The organism is Alloalcanivorax dieselolei B5 (assembly GCF_000300005.1).
In the GTDB taxonomy this organism is placed as follows: Bacteria; Pseudomonadota; Gammaproteobacteria; order Pseudomonadales; family Alcanivoracaceae; genus Alloalcanivorax; species Alloalcanivorax dieselolei.
Map to the genome: position 1 here is coordinate 2,280,855 of NC_018691.1, position 16,400 is coordinate 2,297,254.

The window sequence follows — 16,400 nt, forward strand, 5'->3', positions numbered from 1 at the left end:
GACCTTCAGTTTAATTTTCGACTTCAGGAGCATATTCTCAGGAGTCAAAAGGCGTATCGCGCTGCTGATAACGTTAGGAAAACAAGAAAGAGGACCGAGAAAAGACTTCCATTATACGGAAAGAGTATGATGGTTGTGGGGGCTGCTCTATCCCTTATCGGTCTCTTTGGGAGTCTTTTTTGATGCTCTTGAGGGGTAGAGTTGATGGTGGCACGAGTGATGATTAAACCTGTTTTTCTGGTCTTACAGGTGATTGTTGTCTACTTTTCGGCTATTCGATCTGGTGCCTGGTGGGTCTGGGTCGGCCCGGATCGAGTCCTAGATATTTCCAGTGCATTCTTTTTCCTTTTGATTTTGGGGGCTTTCTTTTATGACGCTGGCTATAAGCGCTATTCAAGGGGCGAGATGGGAAGGAATACCTTTGTATGGGTTTATGTCATTCCCGGCGTTCTGGCGCTGATTGGGTTCGTGTTTGGGCTGATTTTTGTCGAGCGGTTCTACTAGTAGATGGGCTTGAGCGTACTCATATGCGCCTGTTTAACGGATAAGGTGGACTGAGAGCAGGATGATAGTGGGGGTAGAAGGGGAGGCGGCCCATGGGGCCGCCGAAGGTCATTCACGTTGTGACAAGCTGTTTGGCCAAGGCCACTTCCACCGAATCGCTGTCCTGGTTCAGAACGTCGAGTCCGGATTCCGGCACGTCACCCGAGGTGCTCTGGGCCACGGTGATTTTCTTCGCCATGAGCCCCAAGCAGGTCATCTGTGATGTTCGGGCGTAGCCCAGGTAAATGACCCGCACCGGCTGCGTTTGGCCAATCCGCCAGGAGCGGCGGGCGGCCTGTTGCAGCGAGTACACATTATACCCGGATTGCATGAACACGATCGTGGGAAAGGCCAGCAGATCCAGGCCGGTTTTCACCAGTTCGGGGTTGGTGATGAGCACATCGATACCCCGTTCCAACTGGTCGGCGATCCAATCTTCCCGCCGGGCCGCGTCCACGCTGGCGCGCAGTACCGCCACCTTGAACCCGTCCCGCTCCAGGATGCCCTTCAGGCGGGCCGTCGTGTCACGGTGGCCGGTGTAGACGGTGTAGACCAGGGTGTTACGGCCTTCCGCCTTGGCTTCCCGGCAGATCTCAACGAGCTCCGCCTCTTTGGGCATGACGTCGGTGTCGGAGAACTGTGCCGGCACGAAGGCCAGTGGCTCCCGGGTTTGAGGATGCTTGACCGTCTCTGCCCGAAAGCAGGTGTCTGGCCAAGCGAGCAGGACGTTCAGCACCACGCCCAGCAGGGTCGTGTCGCGGCGCGACAGAGCCCGCTTTAGCTCGGCGGTGAGTTGGCAGGCCAGAGTCTGGTGGACCCTTTCCTGTTCCTCGGTCATCGCCACGTCACGGAACGCTTCGTCATACGGGGGCAGCACGCCACCGATGTCCCTCAACTTCAGGAACACCGTGAACGGCAGTACGTAACGCAGTACGCCATTTGGGCCAAAGCCGGGGGCCTTGGTGGTCCGAACCGTGACCTTGTTGCCCTTGGCGGTCTTGTGGGCCGCGGAGGTGCTCTCGGAGTAAATATCCTTGAGCACCCCATGGTCCCGCATGAACGCCATGGCGGCGGAAGACAAGCTGCCTCGCTGTGTCGGGCGGTAGCCGTCCTCGATCATCCGAGAAGGCAATGCCCGAAACAGCAAGAAAAACAGGTCGTCCGCGTAGCCCCCCATGAGGGTGCCGGTGAGCAGAAGAACCTTGCGGGCCTTCGCCGCCAAGACGCCCATGGCCTGGCCCTGGGCGGAGCCTCGGTTCTTGTACTCATGCGCCTCGTCGGCGATGAGCAGGTCGAACGTGTTCTGAGGTAATTGTCTCTTGATGAACTCAGAAGGCTGGAAGCCGCCTTCGCCGAAACCGAACTCCATATTGGCCATGGCGCGCTCCATGCGCTGAGCCTGCCGGTCGGAGAACACCAACTGGCCGTTGGCGTCCATCAGGTTGATGAACTCGTAGAGGTTGTCCCCCAGCATGGACGCCAGGAAGGCCTCGCCGAACGTTTTCATCAGCCGTCGGGCGGTCACTTCCCCGATGGTTGGGATCCGCTTCAGGGCTTTGATCACCGCTGCGGAGCGGTCTGTCGCGGACAGCCCCTTGGGGCGCACCAACGTCCAAAGCGGTGTGCCGCACCCGTCGCATTTGCGGCGGGTGTCCTCGGCGTCGAGGACCGCGGGCCGGATCGGCTCGCCGTCCGGGTCGGTGAGGGTCCGGCCGCAGTCCGGACAGACCGCTTCCTCGCCGTGTTGGCGCCGCCGGCGCTGAAACGCCGGCTGCCAGTGGAACCCCATGCGCATCCGCACGCGGCCCAGAACGAAGAACTCTGGCCCTTCGACGGGAGAGCCCAATGTCTCCCGCAGTTTCAGCAGCTTGGACAGCGTGTCCGGGCCATTGAGCACCCAGACGCGGGCGTCGGGAATGGTCTCCAGGATCTCCCGTCGCCACTTGTAGACCAGGTGGGGTGGGGAAAGCACCAGCGTGCGCCGGTAGCCCGCGGTCCGGTGCAACACCGCCGCCGTGGCAATGCCCACGGTGGTCTTGCCGCAGCCCATTTCCCCGTTGACGATCGCGGCGGGTTCACCGCGGTTGATCAGCAACTCGGTGACGGCGTGTACCGTCCGGGCCTGGGCCAGAAACAACGTCCGGGAGAGGCCATCTAGGACCTGTTCACGTTCCTGGCGGGGCTGCCCGTCAAAGACGGGCGGGTTCGCCTGATTCAGGGCGGCCAGCAGTTCGTCGCCAAATTCCTCGACGAAGTCGGACAGCCCCACAGTCAGGGCGGCCTCGTCACGGTCGCTGGAGACAACGGACGAAACTGGAGTGGAGGGGGTAAGTGTCTTCATGGTGAAGCTCCTCATTGAATGACGGGCCCACCACGCCCCTTCGGGGCGGTGTGGCCCCGGTGGGGTGGCTATGTGGGGTGGATATTCCGGCGTGACACGCCGAAATGGGGTCAGCGAATGGTCAGGATCTGCCCCTGCGTCGCGGAGCCGGGCGTCATGTCCCAGGCCCGGATCACCGGAACAAATCGGTCGGTGAGAATGCGCGTTTCCGCGATGGAGCCGTCCTCACGTTCGGCGAACTCCGAGGTCTGTGTTTTTTCCTTGTGGGTGTCCCCCTTCAGAGCGAGGACTTTGCCACTGGGGGCGGTAATCACCCCGGAAATGGCGCCGGCCGCCAAGGCCAACGCCAGATGCCACTGCGAGAGCGCGCAAGCCGGCGGCCGGGCCGGGCGGTGTGTGGCGCCGAAGCAGGCGTCCGCCGTGGGCCACAGCCCTCGCAGACGATGCACCTCTTCGGCCAGCTGCTGAGGTTCGAGCGTGACACGGTAGAAGTGCTCGGGCAGAACCCGGGTACAGGGGACGGTGTAGTGACGATGGGACCCAGTGGGCGGCAGCGTGTCCGCGGCCGCTTCTCCTTGGCCAATACGCAACAGATGATCGCGGGCCGCTTTGGCCTCGGCGGGCACGGTGTCCCGTTGCCGAACTCGGCGCCCGAGGATCACCACCTGTTTGAATTGTGTCTCCACCGCCTGGTGGACCGTCAAATCTGTGAAATGGCGGGTCAGCCAGCCCACCAACTCTCGGTCGAGCACGTAGGCAGGGACGATGAACACCAGAATGCCGTCGTACTGCAGTAAAGTAAGGGCACGCTGGTAGAACAGCTTTTCCAGCCGTGCCCGGCCTTTGCCGGCGTAGTCGGTCACCCCGTCGGCGTTCTTGGCCAAATCACCATAGGGCGGATTGAGCCAGAGCAGCCCGAAGGATTGGCGTGTGATCATCATGTCCATCAGGTCGCTGTGAACACACTGATCCACCAAGGTCCGGGCGTGTTGAGCGCGCTCGCCGTCGTACTCCACGGCGTAGGCCGTGACAGCGTCGCGGCCCAGGGCGTGTGCCGCCTCGGCGAGGGCGACGCCTTCGCCGGCACAGGGGTCGAGTATCGCCATGGGACCGTCGGCGGGGCGCAGAGCGGACAAGGTCCGCTCCAGTGTGGGCTCGTCCGTGGGGAAGTACCCATTGCGAGCGAAGTTGCGCGCCAGGCGCGGGAACATCAAAGCCATAGGGCTCTCCTGATTGTGATAAGCGGTGTGGAAGTCATGCAGGGAAATCCCTGCCCGGATGGGGTTTGAAAGGCGGTTGCCGGAACCCAGGCCGCTAGGCGGCCCGGGCTTTGCCAGGCTGTGGTGACGCGGTCAGCGCCCCGGCCCGAATGCGTTCTCCGAGCAGGTCCGTCAGTCGCGGCAGATCCAGCGTGAGTCGAACCCCTTCCAGCGGCCCGAGGGTCATTGGAAGGCGTCCCAGCATGTTGAGGTCCCACAGCAGCGTCAGCACGGTGTCGCGCCAATGATCCAGCAGGGGCAGGGCGCAGGTCTCCCGCACGGCCTGCCATAACCGTGGATCGGTATTGGGGACGCCGTGGGGCAGCAGCGTGAGCGCGGTGCCGTTGGTGCGGTCCGGCGTCAGGCAGCGTGTGTCGAACAGCCACACATGGACCAGGGTGCCGAACAGGGTCTGGCGATAGGCCCGGGTGGTGCGTTTTTCCAGGTGATCCGTATTGGGCACGAACACCGAAACGCGGCTGTCGTGTTCCAAGATCAGGTGGAAATGGTCCAGGCCTTGTTCATCACGCCCCAGCGTCAGCCGGGCGAGAAAGGATTGGATGGCGGTGTCCCGGCCCCAGAGGGACAAGAACACCAGGTTGCCGCGCTCATCGCCGACGTGCCCATCGACCATCAGATCGGGGCATTCTTCGATGCGATAGAGCGCCTGCGGTGTGCAGTGAGTAGAGGTAGACATGGTGGTTTCCTGATTATCCGAGTGAAAGGCAGTGCGGGCCGACAGAGGCCCAAGACACCGAAGGGTTAGCGCAGCGCGCAAGCACCACAGGACCGTGGTGCTGATGACGTGAGAAGGGCTCTCAAGGGCTGACGCGATGCCAGTCCTGAGAGAGGGGCGCGAACTCGTACCCCAGTTGATGGAGCCGGTCGCACTGTTGGCGGAGCCGGCGCCGGTCCACGGTGGCGTCGAGTTTCACGGCGTCTGAGAGAGGCCACAGGGGGCCAAACAGCTTGGCGTCGTCCCCGTCCGCGTTCGCCTGGCCCTCGGACGGTGTGTCCTGGGGCGCGGAGGATTCCTCCGGCGGTGCGGGTGCAGCGTTGGGCGCTGAGGGTTGAGGGGCAGGGGCCGTTGGCTGAATGGGCTCGTCAGCCGGGTCGGGTTCTTCCGTGCTGAGACGGCTGGCATCGTCGTTGCTCAGGGCATCGATACCGGACAGCGTCATACCGTCCAACTGAGCGCGAATCTCGATCACCAGTCGTCCGTTAGCGAGGTAGTGGGTGGGACGGATGGCGGTGATCAGAAAATCACCGTCGTACTTGCCTTCGTGGTACTGATCCAGCTCCGCATTCTTGACGACAAAATCGCCGATGGAGGTGGAAAGGCGGCCAACGTTGAACGCGCCGTTGCGCCCGTGAATGGTGCGGATGGCCAATTGGCCAGATAAGGAAATCATAGGACAGACTCCAGAAGGAAAGGAAAAGCCCTGGCGGGCAGGGCAGAGCTTGGAATGGAAAAGGGGGAGGGCCGATGAGCCCCGGGGGGTTACAAGTAGCCTTCTTCGGCGAAGGACAGAGGCGTGCCTTTGCCGATGATGAAATGGTCCAGAACACGGACATCCACCAGGTCCAGGGCCGCTTTTAAACGGGTTGTTGCATCCCGGTCGGCCCGGCTGGGTTCAGTGTCGCCTGAAGGGTGATTGTGGGCGAAGATGACCGCGGAGCAGTTGTGCTCAATGGCCCGTCTGACTACGGCACGAGGGTAGATCGCAGCGCCGCTGATGCTGCCTCGAAACAAGGGTTCGTAGGCGATGACGCCATGGTGATTGTCGAGGAAGACGATGGCGAACACTTCCAAAGGTTCGCTGGCCAACTGCAGACGGAGATATTCGCGGACAGCTAGAGAGCTGGTCAGCGAGGCTTCGCGTTTGAAGAGCTGGGCCTCCAGGATACCAATCGCTTCGCGAATAACCGGGTGCGTTTGGATACTGGTGTAGTCGATGGGGGTGCGGAGAGCGCCGTCATGGACGACAGGGACGTTATTGAACGACATGGAAACCTCCTGATGAATAATCTAAGGAGGCACTGACCCCGTGGGGCAAGGCCCCCGGGACGGTGGGTGGAATGAAGGGCCCCGAAAACGGGGCCTGGATTGAGGGTTAAAAAAATCAAGCGGTGGCCTGAGCACTGCGCGCCCAGTCTTGGGCGTTGGCTTGGTGTTGCGCCTCGATGGCGGACTTGGCCGCATCTGTGGGCAGGCGCCACACTTTAGCCTGACCGTCGAAGCGATAGCCTTGCTGCTTCAGCGCCGCTTTGCGTTCCTGGAAGTCCGGCGCGTCCTTGGACAACTGAACGGTTTCAGGTAGTGCGATCTGCGCGGACTGACGCGGTGCTTCCTTCGGTGAGGAAGAGGCCTCGGCAGCGGGTGCCGGGCTGTCCTCGGAAGACGTGGCTTCAGCCTGATCGTCCTGGCCACCCTGACTGGCTTGACCGGACGGATCCTGCTCCAACTGCGGCCGTTCCGCCTTTTCCGCTTTGTAGACCAACTGACCGTTCACCTTGATCCAACTGATGAACAGCAGGCGGGCCTTGAGGCTAACGCCGGTCTGGCCGGTTTTGTCACCCTTGGTGTAAGTGAAAGTATCGGCCCACAAGTCGCCGATTTTGAAGCTGATCAAGACTTTCTGATCCTGCTTCACGGCGTCCTCGTACTGCCGGACCAACGCCTCGGCCTCTTTGCCGCTGACACGGCAGTCGAAGCGGGTGTACACCACATCGTCGGCGGCGCCGGACAGCGCCGCGATGTTGCACGCCAGGAAGGGATTGCCCTTCTTGGGAGATACCTCGCGGATACGGTTCAGGTACCCGATGCCGGTGGTGTGCAGATCGAAGTATTGCTTTTCTTGAGTAGATTGAGTCGGTTGAGTGGACTGAGCTGGGTTCATGGTGATTCTCCTTAACGTTAAGAAAACACGGAGAAACACCACGCATAAGCGTGCCCCATGGGGACGTGTTTCCCCGTTGGGGTGAAAGTGAAAAAGGTGTCGAAGGTTGCCGGCTGGCGAAGGTTGAGAGTGGATCGAAGCCCGAAGGCTGCCTCGTTTCACGATCCGATAAGGCTTTTTTCAAGGGGCCGCTTATCCCAGCGGTGAGGGTGTTCGATCAATATCTAATCAACGATGGCGGCGGGGTGTCAAGCTTTTGGGGCCAGCGCAACCCTTCGCACCGGAGTAAGGTCACGAATTGGGGCGATGCACGTGATAGTACAGACTACGGCGCCCGCTGATGCGTCGTGGCTTCGGTATGGGTTTTTCGCCGTTGACCCAGGTCGAGGCTTCCACCCAACCGGTTGCCTCCAGGGCGCGGGAGATCCGTTTGAGTGTGAATTCCGGAATGGCCTTGACCAGCGTGTCGGAGGTGAACAAGTAAACCGGGCCTTGCGGGGTCTCCTCTCGATAGCCGTATTCCCCCATGGGGATGGTGGGATTCTGCTTGGCGTGCCGCAGGTCGGTGAACCCGGTGTCGGCGTGGTGATCCAGAAACATCACCATTAGTTGGTTTACCCTCTGGTATTCCCACGTCCGGTTGGTGCCGGGCTGCGTTGGGCCGACCAGCCGCTGGTGGTAGGCCTTGACGGTGTCCGGATGCACGCCGTAGCAGCGAGCGAAAGTGTCTATCGGCAGGGTTTTAAGGTCATCAATCCGGTCCCGCCACCAGCGGTCCAACTGGTCCCGGTGGCGCATGGCCACCCGTCGACGTAACTGATTCAAGGCGGTATGGCTGATCCCCAAGGCCGCCTTGGCCTCATTGAAGATAGGGAGGTCATGCAGAGCCTGAGCCAATACCGGCGTGAGGATCAGGCTGACACCCCGAGAGGGGATGCCAGGGCCGGGCACTTGGTCCATCCGCCAGCCGTATTCAATGAAAATACCGTGGGGGGAGCGCACCCGCTTGCGGACGGCCCAGTGTTCACCATCAATGTCCCAAGCCTCACCGATGATCTGGGTGCGGTGCCGATAACCGCTCTTGCAAGGATATGCTGGTCGATTCATCGCTCAGGTCTTACTGTCCCTGCCTGGCATCCCACTGCCAGAACGTATCCCCGTAAGCACTGCCCTTGAAACTCGGCATGACCTCTCCCTTCTTGAAATAACGGCGGGAGCCCGCTTTTGCCGGGGTGAACCACCAGCCGGACTCAGGGCACGGCTGACCACCGGGGGTTCGGGGAGGGCGTACCGGAACATCAACCGGCTCGACAGCGTCGTCGTACTCGCCTTCAATCTGTTCGACGAAGTACCACTTGCAGGAGTTGAGTGCCATACCTTCGTTTCTCAGGAAACGACTGGCCATATTCGGGTTATCCAATTCCGAAGGGGAGAAGTTGCGCCCTCTTAGGTTGCGCACAAAAGTCTCGTATTCCGAAGGTGCGTATTGTTTGACCGCGTTAACAAGCTCGGGGCCTTTGACCCAAAAGTTATCCCTTCCCGCTGCTTGAATGATCTTTCTTCCCAGATCATTGAAAGTGACGCATTTCCCAGGGCTGCCGTTGGTTTCCCCTCCTGTCCAACAAAACTGGAGCGCCCCTAGCGGGTCGTCTTGAGGTACATACACGCCTGTGCGTGGCGGCTTCTTCCCCGTCTCCGCTTCGACAGCCATATGGACGACATACTTGGGGAGTCGGGGGAAAAGGTGGGCTATCCCCGGGTTGCTCGGGTCAGTGCGGGAGCCGTACCAATACGAATTAAAGGCGCTTTCCGTCATGTTTTTTGGTGGTCCAATCAGGCTGTCGATATAAGTGGCATAGCCGTAAACTTCGCTGAAAGCCTCCTCGAACTGTTTTTCCTCCTCGGGGGTAGTCCAGCCCATGGATAGGTTCCGGAGCATGCCGGAGCAGTTTTCTGCGCCTGTGTTGCTATAAACCTCAATGGCCCGCCGGGCGATCTGATGAATCACACTTTGCCGCCATTCCTTCAACGCCGGGAAGCCGTAGGTGCTCCAGTTGGCCGCGGTGTCCCGCCATCCCCAGCGCGGATTGGCGATGTACTGGTCCCGGCCCTGTTGAAGCGCCGTATCAAGAGTGATTTCCGTGTCACCGATCAGCACATCCAGCCGGTCCTTCAGGCCCTGTAAGTACGCCTGCGAGGTGTAGTGATACAGCACCGTGGCCTGACGCTTTTGCCATACGTTCAGGGTCATAGGCGAGCCGCTCATGAGCCGTCTCCTTGTTTCGTCACTTGCCCAGGCAGATTAGGCAGGCCCAGTTTGACGTCCTCCAACTGGGCGTCGAAGTCCGTGGTGCCCCAACCAGTATCATAGGGACCTTGGATGCGCGGGTCATTGACGGCTTCCCGCAGACTGACGTGACGAGCCTTTTCTGCCTCTGGTAAGTCTTTAAAGGCGGAGTAGTCCAGTTCTGTCGGGTCCAATCGTCCACTCATGTCATCGGACTGCCGGAAAAACCGGAAAGTATCTGAAACGGTACCGGTCGGATTGCCTTGATCTGCAGTCATAATAACGATTTGCTCCCATCCGCCTTCCAGATACTTGCCTTCCATTTCAGGCACTTGCTCCAAGACCTGACTGGCGGCGGGACCACGCCACACATTCACACGGCCTCCTGCGGGGATATCCAGCACCACGAATTGCCCATTGGGGTTCCACTGGGGCCACACCGCCAGGAATTGACGCCAATCGCTTTTCGGGTCCTCCGCCTGTTTCATCAACCTCATAAAGTCTTCCTCCAACATCCAGCAGTCTCCGGCTGCGCCGTTGGAGGGTGAAGTCACACGATATAGCTTTTGCGGTCCCTCAAGGACATCGGGGCGAACACGATGAAATGTAGTAATCTGCCTATCTGATAGCATTGGAAAGTCGCTGTTGGTGAGCCGCTTCTCCTCCAATAAATCAAGCCAGTCTCCCCGTAGATCATCCATAAGATCCCCATCCTTAGGATTTAACCCCGGGTGCGGCGGCTCGCCTTCCTTCAACCACCGCGGCGGTGGGTCTGACTGGCGCATCAAGGTCACGGCCTTGGTTTGAGGCAGTGTTCCTCGGAAATGCACGTTGAGGGTGTTGACCCGGGCGCCGCGGTACAGCAGGTGCTCAGCGTCCAGGCGGCGGATGATCTGGTCCAGCACCTCCTGGATCGGAGCAATTGCCTCGCCGACATAGTTGTCGAATTGCCGGCGAATCTTCAGCACGGTCTCCAGGACCGCTTGGGCGCGGGCCCCTACGACAGGGACGAGTTTCACCTTGTCCGTCAGTTCGCGAAATTTTGCGATGCCGGTGTCGAACGCCCGAGTCAGACTTCCAGGATCTACTCTTCCTTTCAACTTGCGGGTTTCGTCGGCGAGATAGCCGAAGATGTCGTCGATCTTAAGGGCCTTCCAGTACTGCTCCACCTCTTTCTTGCGCAGGAAAGTGATCACCCAGGTCATGGCCTCTTCTATCGCTGTGGCAAGCTGACGCCCTCCAAAACGGCGGACAAACAGGAAGAAGATCTTCAACACACCCTTGAGCAGTGAACCCAGGGAGGGGATAAGGCCAATCAGCGTCAGACACAACGCGATCCAGGACCATTTGTCCGAGCTGTCCTCATTGAGGTGCATGCAGTTCGCGATGATGTCGCGCACATCGCATATTTGATCCACCACCGGGATCATCGAAATCGCGGCGTCGAACGTGACCTGTCCGGTACTGCGATCCAGGTTGAAATCCCCCTGAATCGCTTCCCAAAGCCAGATCGCCACATCGCGGCGCCCCTCATCAAAACGGACATAGGTGTCGGTCAGGAATGCCAGGGCGTCCCGTAGCTCCTGTTCCGTTGCGGGGCCGTTGCCAGGCGGGCTCATGTTTGTGACTCCTTCACTGAACGACGCTTCCTTGATAGTCCGGTGTGCCTGGCGTCTCAGGCATGGTTATCACCGGCGTCTGGAATTTGAAGATCGAAGAGGGAGGCTAAGGGCTGATCGGTCTCCGGTGTGCGCGGTTTGTACACCACGTTCTCCACCGGCTTATTGTCCACTCGTTCGTGCCGGCCTTCGCCGTTCGCGTCCAACTGTCCCGACACCGTGGAACCGTCCTGGAACAGAATGTCGTAATCCGCCTGGGCGATGCCCACCCCCGTATCGGGATCTCGATAATCCAACGCGATCCAATCCACCGCCTCATGGGTTGGAAGGTCTGACTTGGCAGAGGGCAGGGCTGGTATCGAAACGCTGCCGGCCTGGCCCGGCTCCAACGACTTTATGGAACCTTTGATGGTGAAGGTACCGGGGCAGCGGAAGAAGATGTTGGCGCCGTCGAGGACGATTTCGGTCTGGCCGCTTTGCAGGGTGATTTTTTCCTTAGCGAGGACGCTGACCTTGCCTTCACTGCTGGTGGCGGTGATGGCCTGGTCGGCGAGCAGTTCCAGCGGCCCGCCGTTGGCCTGCAGGGAGACCGGACCGTTTTCGCTGATGATCTTGAGCGGGCCTTTGTGGCTGTAGAGGCCGGCGCTGCCGCCGCTGGCCAGGGCGAGATTATCGCCGGCGCTGATGTGGCCGTCGCTCTGGGTGGTGATGTGCAGGTGCTCGCCGGCCATGGCGGCGGCGCTTTTGTCGCTGTTGAGGACGATGTGATCCGGGCTTTCCAATACCAGTTTCGGATCGGCGAAGGTTTCCACTGGCTGGTCGCTGTCTTCACGGCTGCCGGGCCTCGGCTTGAACGGCGACTGGCCGGCCACCGGAGCGGTGTAGCGGCCGTCGACTTGCGGGTCCAGAGCCTCGCGGAAGGCGGTTTGCGCGGCATTGCCGGCCAGGCCCGGCGCGCCGGCGGCGGTGGCGGCGTCATGCAGGGCCTGGGCGGTGCGTTCCGCGCCTTTGAGCTGGGCCACCGCTTCGTTCATTTCCATCTGGGTGCCCTGGCCTTTGGCCTTGGCGCTGGCCGATATCAGCAATCCACGGCCGGCGCGCACGGTGGTCCAGGCCTGGGTGGCCAGTTCCCAGCCCTGACCGCGCAGGGCGCCACGCCGGGTGGGTCCCGGGGTGACGCTGTAATCCACCAGATAGCCCAGCCCCAGGCCGCTGCGGGCCAGGCTGGTTTCTAGCCGCACGCTCACTTGTTTCGGGGTGTCGTCCAGCAGCAGACGCTGCAGGGTCGGGCTGTGGTCGCCCTGGCCGTCGTGCTCCCGGGTTTGCAGGCCGCTGACGGTGCCGGCGTGGTTGGTGCCGTCTTCCCGGGCGACACCGAACGGCGGCTTCACTTCGCCGTTGTAGAGTTGGCCGATGACTACTGGCTGGTCGATATCCCCCTGGCGGAACTCGACCAAGACCTCGCTATCGATCCGGGGCAGGAAGTTGGCGCCCCAGTTGGGACCAGCCAGAGCCTCGGCCACCGGCACCCAAATCCCCGAAGACGCATCGCCAGGGGCATGACCCGATTGGGGGGCACCGGCATCGTTAAGGCCACCGGGGTTGGGAGCGTCCCCGCGCTGCCAAGTGTATTGGATGCGCACCTGGTGGTCGCGACTGCTGGTTACGGCGTCGCCGGGGTGGCCCACCACTCTCGCCAGCAGCGGGCCGCCCACCTCGGGCTTGGGGCGGGGCACAGGGGCTATGGGAGTGGTGGCCGGAATGGCCAGGAAAGCGTTGCGGTACTGGCCGGCCTTGAGGGTGTCGTCGCCGAGCTGCTCGCCAGCGTGGCCCAGGTTGTTCACCGCTGCGTGTTCCAACACCAGAGCCACATAGGGCCCTTCATCACAACGCGGATGGCCGCTCAAGGTAAAGGCTTCACCGGTGGCCAGGGTGCGTACCCGACTTTCGCCGCGATGGACCCGTTGTAACACCCGCAAGGCATCCAGATGGTGGCCAGCGGTCCGTTCCGCCTGTTCGGCGCTGTCGAAGCGGGCATCCTGGCGGTGCCAGTAGATCTCCCGTACCGGCAGACCATCTGGGTCGGTGGCTTCGGCGCGACCAGTGACGGTACGTACCTTGCTGCTGTGCCAGCTGGCCACCTGCACCGCGTTGGGGGTGAGGCGGCTACCGTCGGTGAAGCGGGTCACCGAAGGTCGGCTTTCCTCGGAGCGGTCATTATGGAAATCCAGGGAGGGACCTTCCGGCAGGCAGGCGTGCTGGTCGAACACCACCAAAGTCACCGGCGGGCCGCCGTCCTTGGCATCCTCTTGGCCGTCCTGGCGATGCTCAAAACGCCAGGCCAGTCCGTATTCCGTCATCAATCGCTGACAGAAGGCCCACTGGTTTTCCCGGTACTGGGTGATCATGGGCCGTTGCGGCAACGGGGCCATGAGATCAAAGCGGACGGCGGCTTCGGGGTATTCGCCGATGATGCGCTCGATAACGTCTTGGGCGGAGCACTGAGGGAAGATCTCGCTGTTCAAGCGTTCTTCCAGCCAGAAGCTCCAGGAACCCAGGACCAGCTCGCAGCGGGGCAAACCGTCCATGTCCCGGTATTGATAGGAGTCTACACAGACACCGTGCCAGCGGCGCCAGCCGCCATCCGGACAGCGCAGGGACAGCGTCATCGGCTGGCCGTTCAAGACGTCACCAATGTCCTCATCCCGACGGTCCGAGCCGGTAATGAAGCAGTCGATGGTGAAGGTGTACTCGCCACAGACTTCCTCGCGGCCCCGGAAGCGCTCCACCACCAGGCCTTCCGCCGCGGCGTCGACTTCGATCAGGCGTTGGTTTTGGAGTGGGGTGGCCAGGGCAGCCAGGATATCGCGGCCAAGCGAAAAGGGATCGGTCATGGAAATCCTTCTCCAATATCTATCATCAGCGAATCCGGCTGAGTTCAGCGAAGCATAGCAAGCTCGGGCAGGGCGTCAACCTGGAGGGCTGATCCCTTGAAGGGTGCCCGTTACCCATACAAGATACGTCTTGACCGTCTGGCCATTATGTCGTGTCGGAGCAACATCTCCGCCAGTGGCCCGAAGGCGGGAATGACAACCATAGCGCTGAATCCGGGTATCCTCCGTGAAAGTCAGAAGATGCCCGTTGGCGGAAAGAGCGGTGATTCCGCTTATCACGCCGGCGCTTAGGCAAGCTTCCGGTGACATCCATTGGTCTCTACAATGTACTTGCATCTGTTCTGCGCGTATCACCACGGTGTCAGCCAGCAGCAATTCAGCCCCACCGGGGAATGTAATGCGAAGGGTGTCGGGGTAGGCATCAGGATGAAAAGGGTCTCGGCGGCGCAGTTCGGCGTGTTCATCCAGAACCCGCTGCGCCTGCCATTGGTAATCCTCAAACAGGGCGTGCCAGTCTATCCCCGGCGCGTCTCGTGCCTGTCTCTCGTCATGTGTCATGTGTCGATCATCCCAGTTGATCTGATGAAACCCATGAGGCCATGAGAGTACCAAGATCGCGCCTGTCATCAAGGACAATCCACAACGGGTTGAACGGGGCTGGTAGATTCACACGGGCTCTGGATAAGCTGGTGCGTGGGTGCTGTGTGGAGCGTAGAGCCAATCATAAGGATCTACGACGAGCCAATGCCCTTTTCACCCCCACAGGGGAGGATTCTGCGTGTCAGATCCAGTGACTCCTGCAACCTATTCTGGATTGGGGTAGGGTCATGTCGGTGAGCAAGAGCTGCGAGGACAACCGACGCGCTACGACGGTTGGTGAGCACTCGGGAGCGAGATAACCTTTGCTTTCGGTGCGATATCGAGTCTAGCCGAATTTTCTATCGGGGGGGCTCGCCCTCCACAAAACACATTGGGTACTAAAGATCGATTAATCTATCGTCTCCAGTACTCGACGAGGTGATAGATTATGAAAAAAATTAAACGGTTTTTAAATTGGTATGGATCACGCAAGCCCGTTAAGTTCTCTGATTTGCCGAGCTGGGCCGTCGTGATACTCCTAGGGATAGCATCAATGGAGGCGGCTTGGTTTTCTATGCCCCTACATCAAGTCGGGCCCGATTTTATCATCGCTGTAAACAACGGGGTGCCGATCAATGGCGTGGCTGTCGTTATCGCAGCTGTTTTACTGCTGTGCGTAGTTACTGTGACCTATTTCTCATTGGTGGTCGTGAGGCTTCTCGAAATCCTAAAAGAAAGGCATTTCCAATAGAATGGAGGAGGTATAAAAGCGGCTGTGTTTTTCTATCCAGATAAGTTCATTTTGTGTCTGTAAGGATAAGGTATCGGTAGGCTAGTTTGGGGATGTGTAGTAGGGGCCGCGCGCGAATAGGGCCAGTGAGTCTGACTACCTCTTGGCATGTAGGAGGAGGGGGTATGGAGTGTTTTTCCATTGATGAAAGCGGCTACACCGGGTTTGATCTGCTGAATCCGGATCAGCGCCTTCAAGGGGCCACGGCGGTTGCACTTGGAAACGATGAGGCTGCGCGACTGATCCGAGAGCACTTCCCCAAATTACAGGCACCCGAACTCAAATATCGTTCACTCGCCCGCCGATCAAGCTATAGGCAGCCACTATTGGAATTGCAACATGCTGTGCTGTCTCAGCACAAATGTGTGACCTATATCTGCGACAAGCGCTTCCTGCTGTTGCTCATGTTTCTGGACTACGCGGCCGAGCCGTTCTATTACGAACGGGACCTGGACTTCTATAAGGACGGGCAGAATTATGCTTTGGCCTCATTGCTATACGCCGTCGGCCCAACACTGCTCGGACGGGCAGCATTTGAAGGGTTACTCTCCGCCTTCCAGAGGGCAGTCAAGGATAAGACACCGGAGGCTTTACGTGCTTTGGTGACGGCTGCCAGAACTCTCGATTGGCGAAAACTACCTGAAGCGCTGGGGCCGCTGGCCCTGGCATCCCCCGAGTGCCTGTCAGCGATCGCCACGCCGGGTGTTTCAACCGACGCGGCGATGGTTGTTCTGCAGTCCTTGATTACTCGGATGGAGGTGATGGCGGAGGGGCCCTACCGGGTTGACCACGATCAATCGAAGAATTTGCTCACTTATCATAATTTGCTGCAACGCTATATTGACCATCAAGATGAGGTCGAATTCAAGCAGACGCAAATCACGGGCATTCGATTCCCGCTCAAGCTGTCTTCCGTGACCCAGATCGACTCGAAGATCAGCCCTGCGGTGCAGGTTGCCGACGTTATGATTGGAGCGGCTATTGACGCCGCTAATGGATTAGAAGGCTGGCGATCTCCGTTGTTGGAACCGCAGGCCGTGATGTCGCTGTATGCGGATGACCAGTTGATCCACTTGATGCCGTCGATCGATTTCACCGAACAAAAGCAGTTCCGTCAAGTGGGGCAGGCGGCAAAGATGATCGATTATTTTGTTAAGCACTTTGGTGCCAAGCTTTCGTGAAGGCGTT

Annotated in this window: 14 protein-coding genes; 3 read left to right on the forward strand and 11 right to left on the reverse strand. The window is 60.0% G+C overall.

Annotated features, from left to right (window positions below; all coding sequences use genetic code 11):
* Positions 1 to 204: 204 nt before the first annotated feature.
* Positions 205 to 504 carry a hypothetical protein gene (locus B5T_RS10275; protein ID WP_022995558.1) on the forward strand — a complete coding sequence of 100 codons (300 nt, stop codon included), beginning with the start codon at positions 205 to 207 and terminating at the stop codon, positions 502 to 504.
* Between the two features lie 112 nt (positions 505 to 616).
* Here the strand turns inward: B5T_RS10275 and B5T_RS10280 are convergent, their stop codons facing one another.
* From B5T_RS10280 to B5T_RS23120, 11 genes are all read right to left on the reverse strand, one after another.
* Positions 617 to 2,884: a helicase-related protein gene (locus B5T_RS10280; protein WP_014994437.1), complete on the reverse strand. Its 2,268-nt coding sequence runs from the start codon at positions 2,882 to 2,884 to the stop codon at positions 617 to 619.
* A gap of 110 nt (positions 2,885 to 2,994) precedes the next feature.
* On the reverse strand, positions 2,995 to 4,104 hold the full coding sequence (locus tag B5T_RS10285) for a DUF6094 domain-containing protein (protein ID WP_014994438.1): 1,110 nt from the start codon (positions 4,102 to 4,104) through the stop codon (positions 2,995 to 2,997).
* 94 nt (positions 4,105 to 4,198) lie between these two features.
* Positions 4,199 to 4,840 carry a hypothetical protein gene (locus B5T_RS10290; protein ID WP_014994439.1) on the reverse strand — a complete coding sequence of 214 codons (642 nt, stop codon included), beginning with the start codon at positions 4,838 to 4,840 and terminating at the stop codon, positions 4,199 to 4,201.
* A 121-nt stretch (positions 4,841 to 4,961) separates the two neighbouring features.
* Positions 4,962 to 5,555: a DUF3275 family protein gene (locus B5T_RS10295; RefSeq protein WP_014994440.1), complete on the reverse strand. Its 594-nt coding sequence runs from the start codon at positions 5,553 to 5,555 to the stop codon at positions 4,962 to 4,964.
* 89 nt (positions 5,556 to 5,644) lie between these two features.
* Positions 5,645 to 6,151, reverse strand: a complete 507-nt coding sequence (locus B5T_RS10300) for a JAB domain-containing protein (RefSeq protein WP_014994441.1) — start codon at positions 6,149 to 6,151, stop codon at positions 5,645 to 5,647.
* Positions 6,152 to 6,266: 115 nt separating this feature from the next.
* Complete coding sequence (locus tag B5T_RS23605; RefSeq protein WP_014994442.1) at positions 6,267 to 7,043, reverse strand: STY4534 family ICE replication protein; 777 nt, start codon at positions 7,041 to 7,043, stop codon at positions 6,267 to 6,269.
* 291 nt (positions 7,044 to 7,334) lie between these two features.
* The gene (locus B5T_RS10310; protein ID WP_014994443.1) at positions 7,335 to 8,150 is read right to left on the reverse strand and encodes a hypothetical protein; all 816 of its coding nucleotides are present in this window, start codon (positions 8,148 to 8,150) and stop codon (positions 7,335 to 7,337) included.
* Between the two features lie 10 nt (positions 8,151 to 8,160).
* A complete protein-coding gene (locus B5T_RS23450; RefSeq protein WP_014994444.1) occupies positions 8,161 to 9,309 on the reverse strand; it encodes a hypothetical protein in 1,149 nt (382 codons plus the stop codon).
* On the reverse strand, positions 9,306 to 10,949 hold the full coding sequence (locus B5T_RS10320; RefSeq protein WP_014994445.1) for a hypothetical protein: 1,644 nt from the start codon (positions 10,947 to 10,949) through the stop codon (positions 9,306 to 9,308). The genes B5T_RS23450 and B5T_RS10320 overlap by 4 nt, the downstream gene beginning before the upstream one ends.
* A 56-nt stretch (positions 10,950 to 11,005) precedes the next feature.
* Positions 11,006 to 13,843: a type VI secretion system Vgr family protein gene (locus B5T_RS10325; protein WP_014994446.1), complete on the reverse strand. Its 2,838-nt coding sequence runs from the start codon at positions 13,841 to 13,843 to the stop codon at positions 11,006 to 11,008.
* A 75-nt stretch (positions 13,844 to 13,918) separates the two neighbouring features.
* Positions 13,919 to 14,401, reverse strand: coding sequence for a hypothetical protein (locus tag B5T_RS23120; protein ID WP_145912259.1), 483 nt, complete (start codon positions 14,399 to 14,401; stop codon positions 13,919 to 13,921).
* Positions 14,402 to 14,870: 469 nt separating this feature from the next.
* Between B5T_RS23120 and B5T_RS10335 the strand changes: the two genes are divergently transcribed.
* Entirely contained in the window at positions 14,871 to 15,173 is a 303-nt protein-coding gene (locus B5T_RS10335; protein WP_014994447.1) for a hypothetical protein, read from the forward strand.
* A 164-nt stretch (positions 15,174 to 15,337) separates the two neighbouring features.
* The gene (locus B5T_RS10340) at positions 15,338 to 16,393 is read left to right on the forward strand and encodes a hypothetical protein (protein ID WP_014994448.1); all 1,056 of its coding nucleotides are present in this window, start codon (positions 15,338 to 15,340) and stop codon (positions 16,391 to 16,393) included.
* Positions 16,394 to 16,400 lie beyond the last annotated feature (7 nt).

What these genes read in the sequence shown, in the direction of transcription:
- B5T_RS10340 (WP_014994448.1), top strand. Translation starts at nt 15,338, where the DNA reads ATGGAGTGTTTTTCCATTGATGAAAGCGGCTACACCGGGTTTGATCTG.
- B5T_RS23605 (WP_014994442.1), bottom strand. Translation starts at nt 7,043, where the DNA reads ATGAACCCAGCTCAGTCCACTCAACCGACTCAATCTACTCAAGAAAAG.
- B5T_RS10280 (WP_014994437.1), bottom strand. Translation starts at nt 2,884, where the DNA reads ATGAAGACACTTACCCCCTCCACTCCAGTTTCGTCCGTTGTCTCCAGC.
- B5T_RS10295 (WP_014994440.1), bottom strand. Translation starts at nt 5,555, where the DNA reads ATGATTTCCTTATCTGGCCAATTGGCCATCCGCACCATTCACGGGCGC.
- B5T_RS10290 (WP_014994439.1), bottom strand. Translation starts at nt 4,840, where the DNA reads ATGTCTACCTCTACTCACTGCACACCGCAGGCGCTCTATCGCATCGAA.
- B5T_RS10320 (WP_014994445.1), bottom strand. Translation starts at nt 10,949, where the DNA reads ATGAGCCCGCCTGGCAACGGCCCCGCAACGGAACAGGAGCTACGGGAC.
- B5T_RS23120 (WP_145912259.1), bottom strand. Translation starts at nt 14,401, where the DNA reads ATGACACATGACGAGAGACAGGCACGAGACGCGCCGGGGATAGACTGG.
- B5T_RS10325 (WP_014994446.1), bottom strand. Translation starts at nt 13,843, where the DNA reads ATGACCGATCCCTTTTCGCTTGGCCGCGATATCCTGGCTGCCCTGGCC.
- B5T_RS10310 (WP_014994443.1), bottom strand. Translation starts at nt 8,150, where the DNA reads ATGAATCGACCAGCATATCCTTGCAAGAGCGGTTATCGGCACCGCACC.
- B5T_RS23450 (WP_014994444.1), bottom strand. Translation starts at nt 9,309, where the DNA reads ATGAGCGGCTCGCCTATGACCCTGAACGTATGGCAAAAGCGTCAGGCC.
- B5T_RS10335 (WP_014994447.1), top strand. Translation starts at nt 14,871, where the DNA reads ATGAAAAAAATTAAACGGTTTTTAAATTGGTATGGATCACGCAAGCCC.
- B5T_RS10285 (WP_014994438.1), bottom strand. Translation starts at nt 4,104, where the DNA reads ATGGCTTTGATGTTCCCGCGCCTGGCGCGCAACTTCGCTCGCAATGGG.
- B5T_RS10275 (WP_022995558.1), top strand. Translation starts at nt 205, where the DNA reads ATGGTGGCACGAGTGATGATTAAACCTGTTTTTCTGGTCTTACAGGTG.
- B5T_RS10300 (WP_014994441.1), bottom strand. Translation starts at nt 6,151, where the DNA reads ATGTCGTTCAATAACGTCCCTGTCGTCCATGACGGCGCTCTCCGCACC.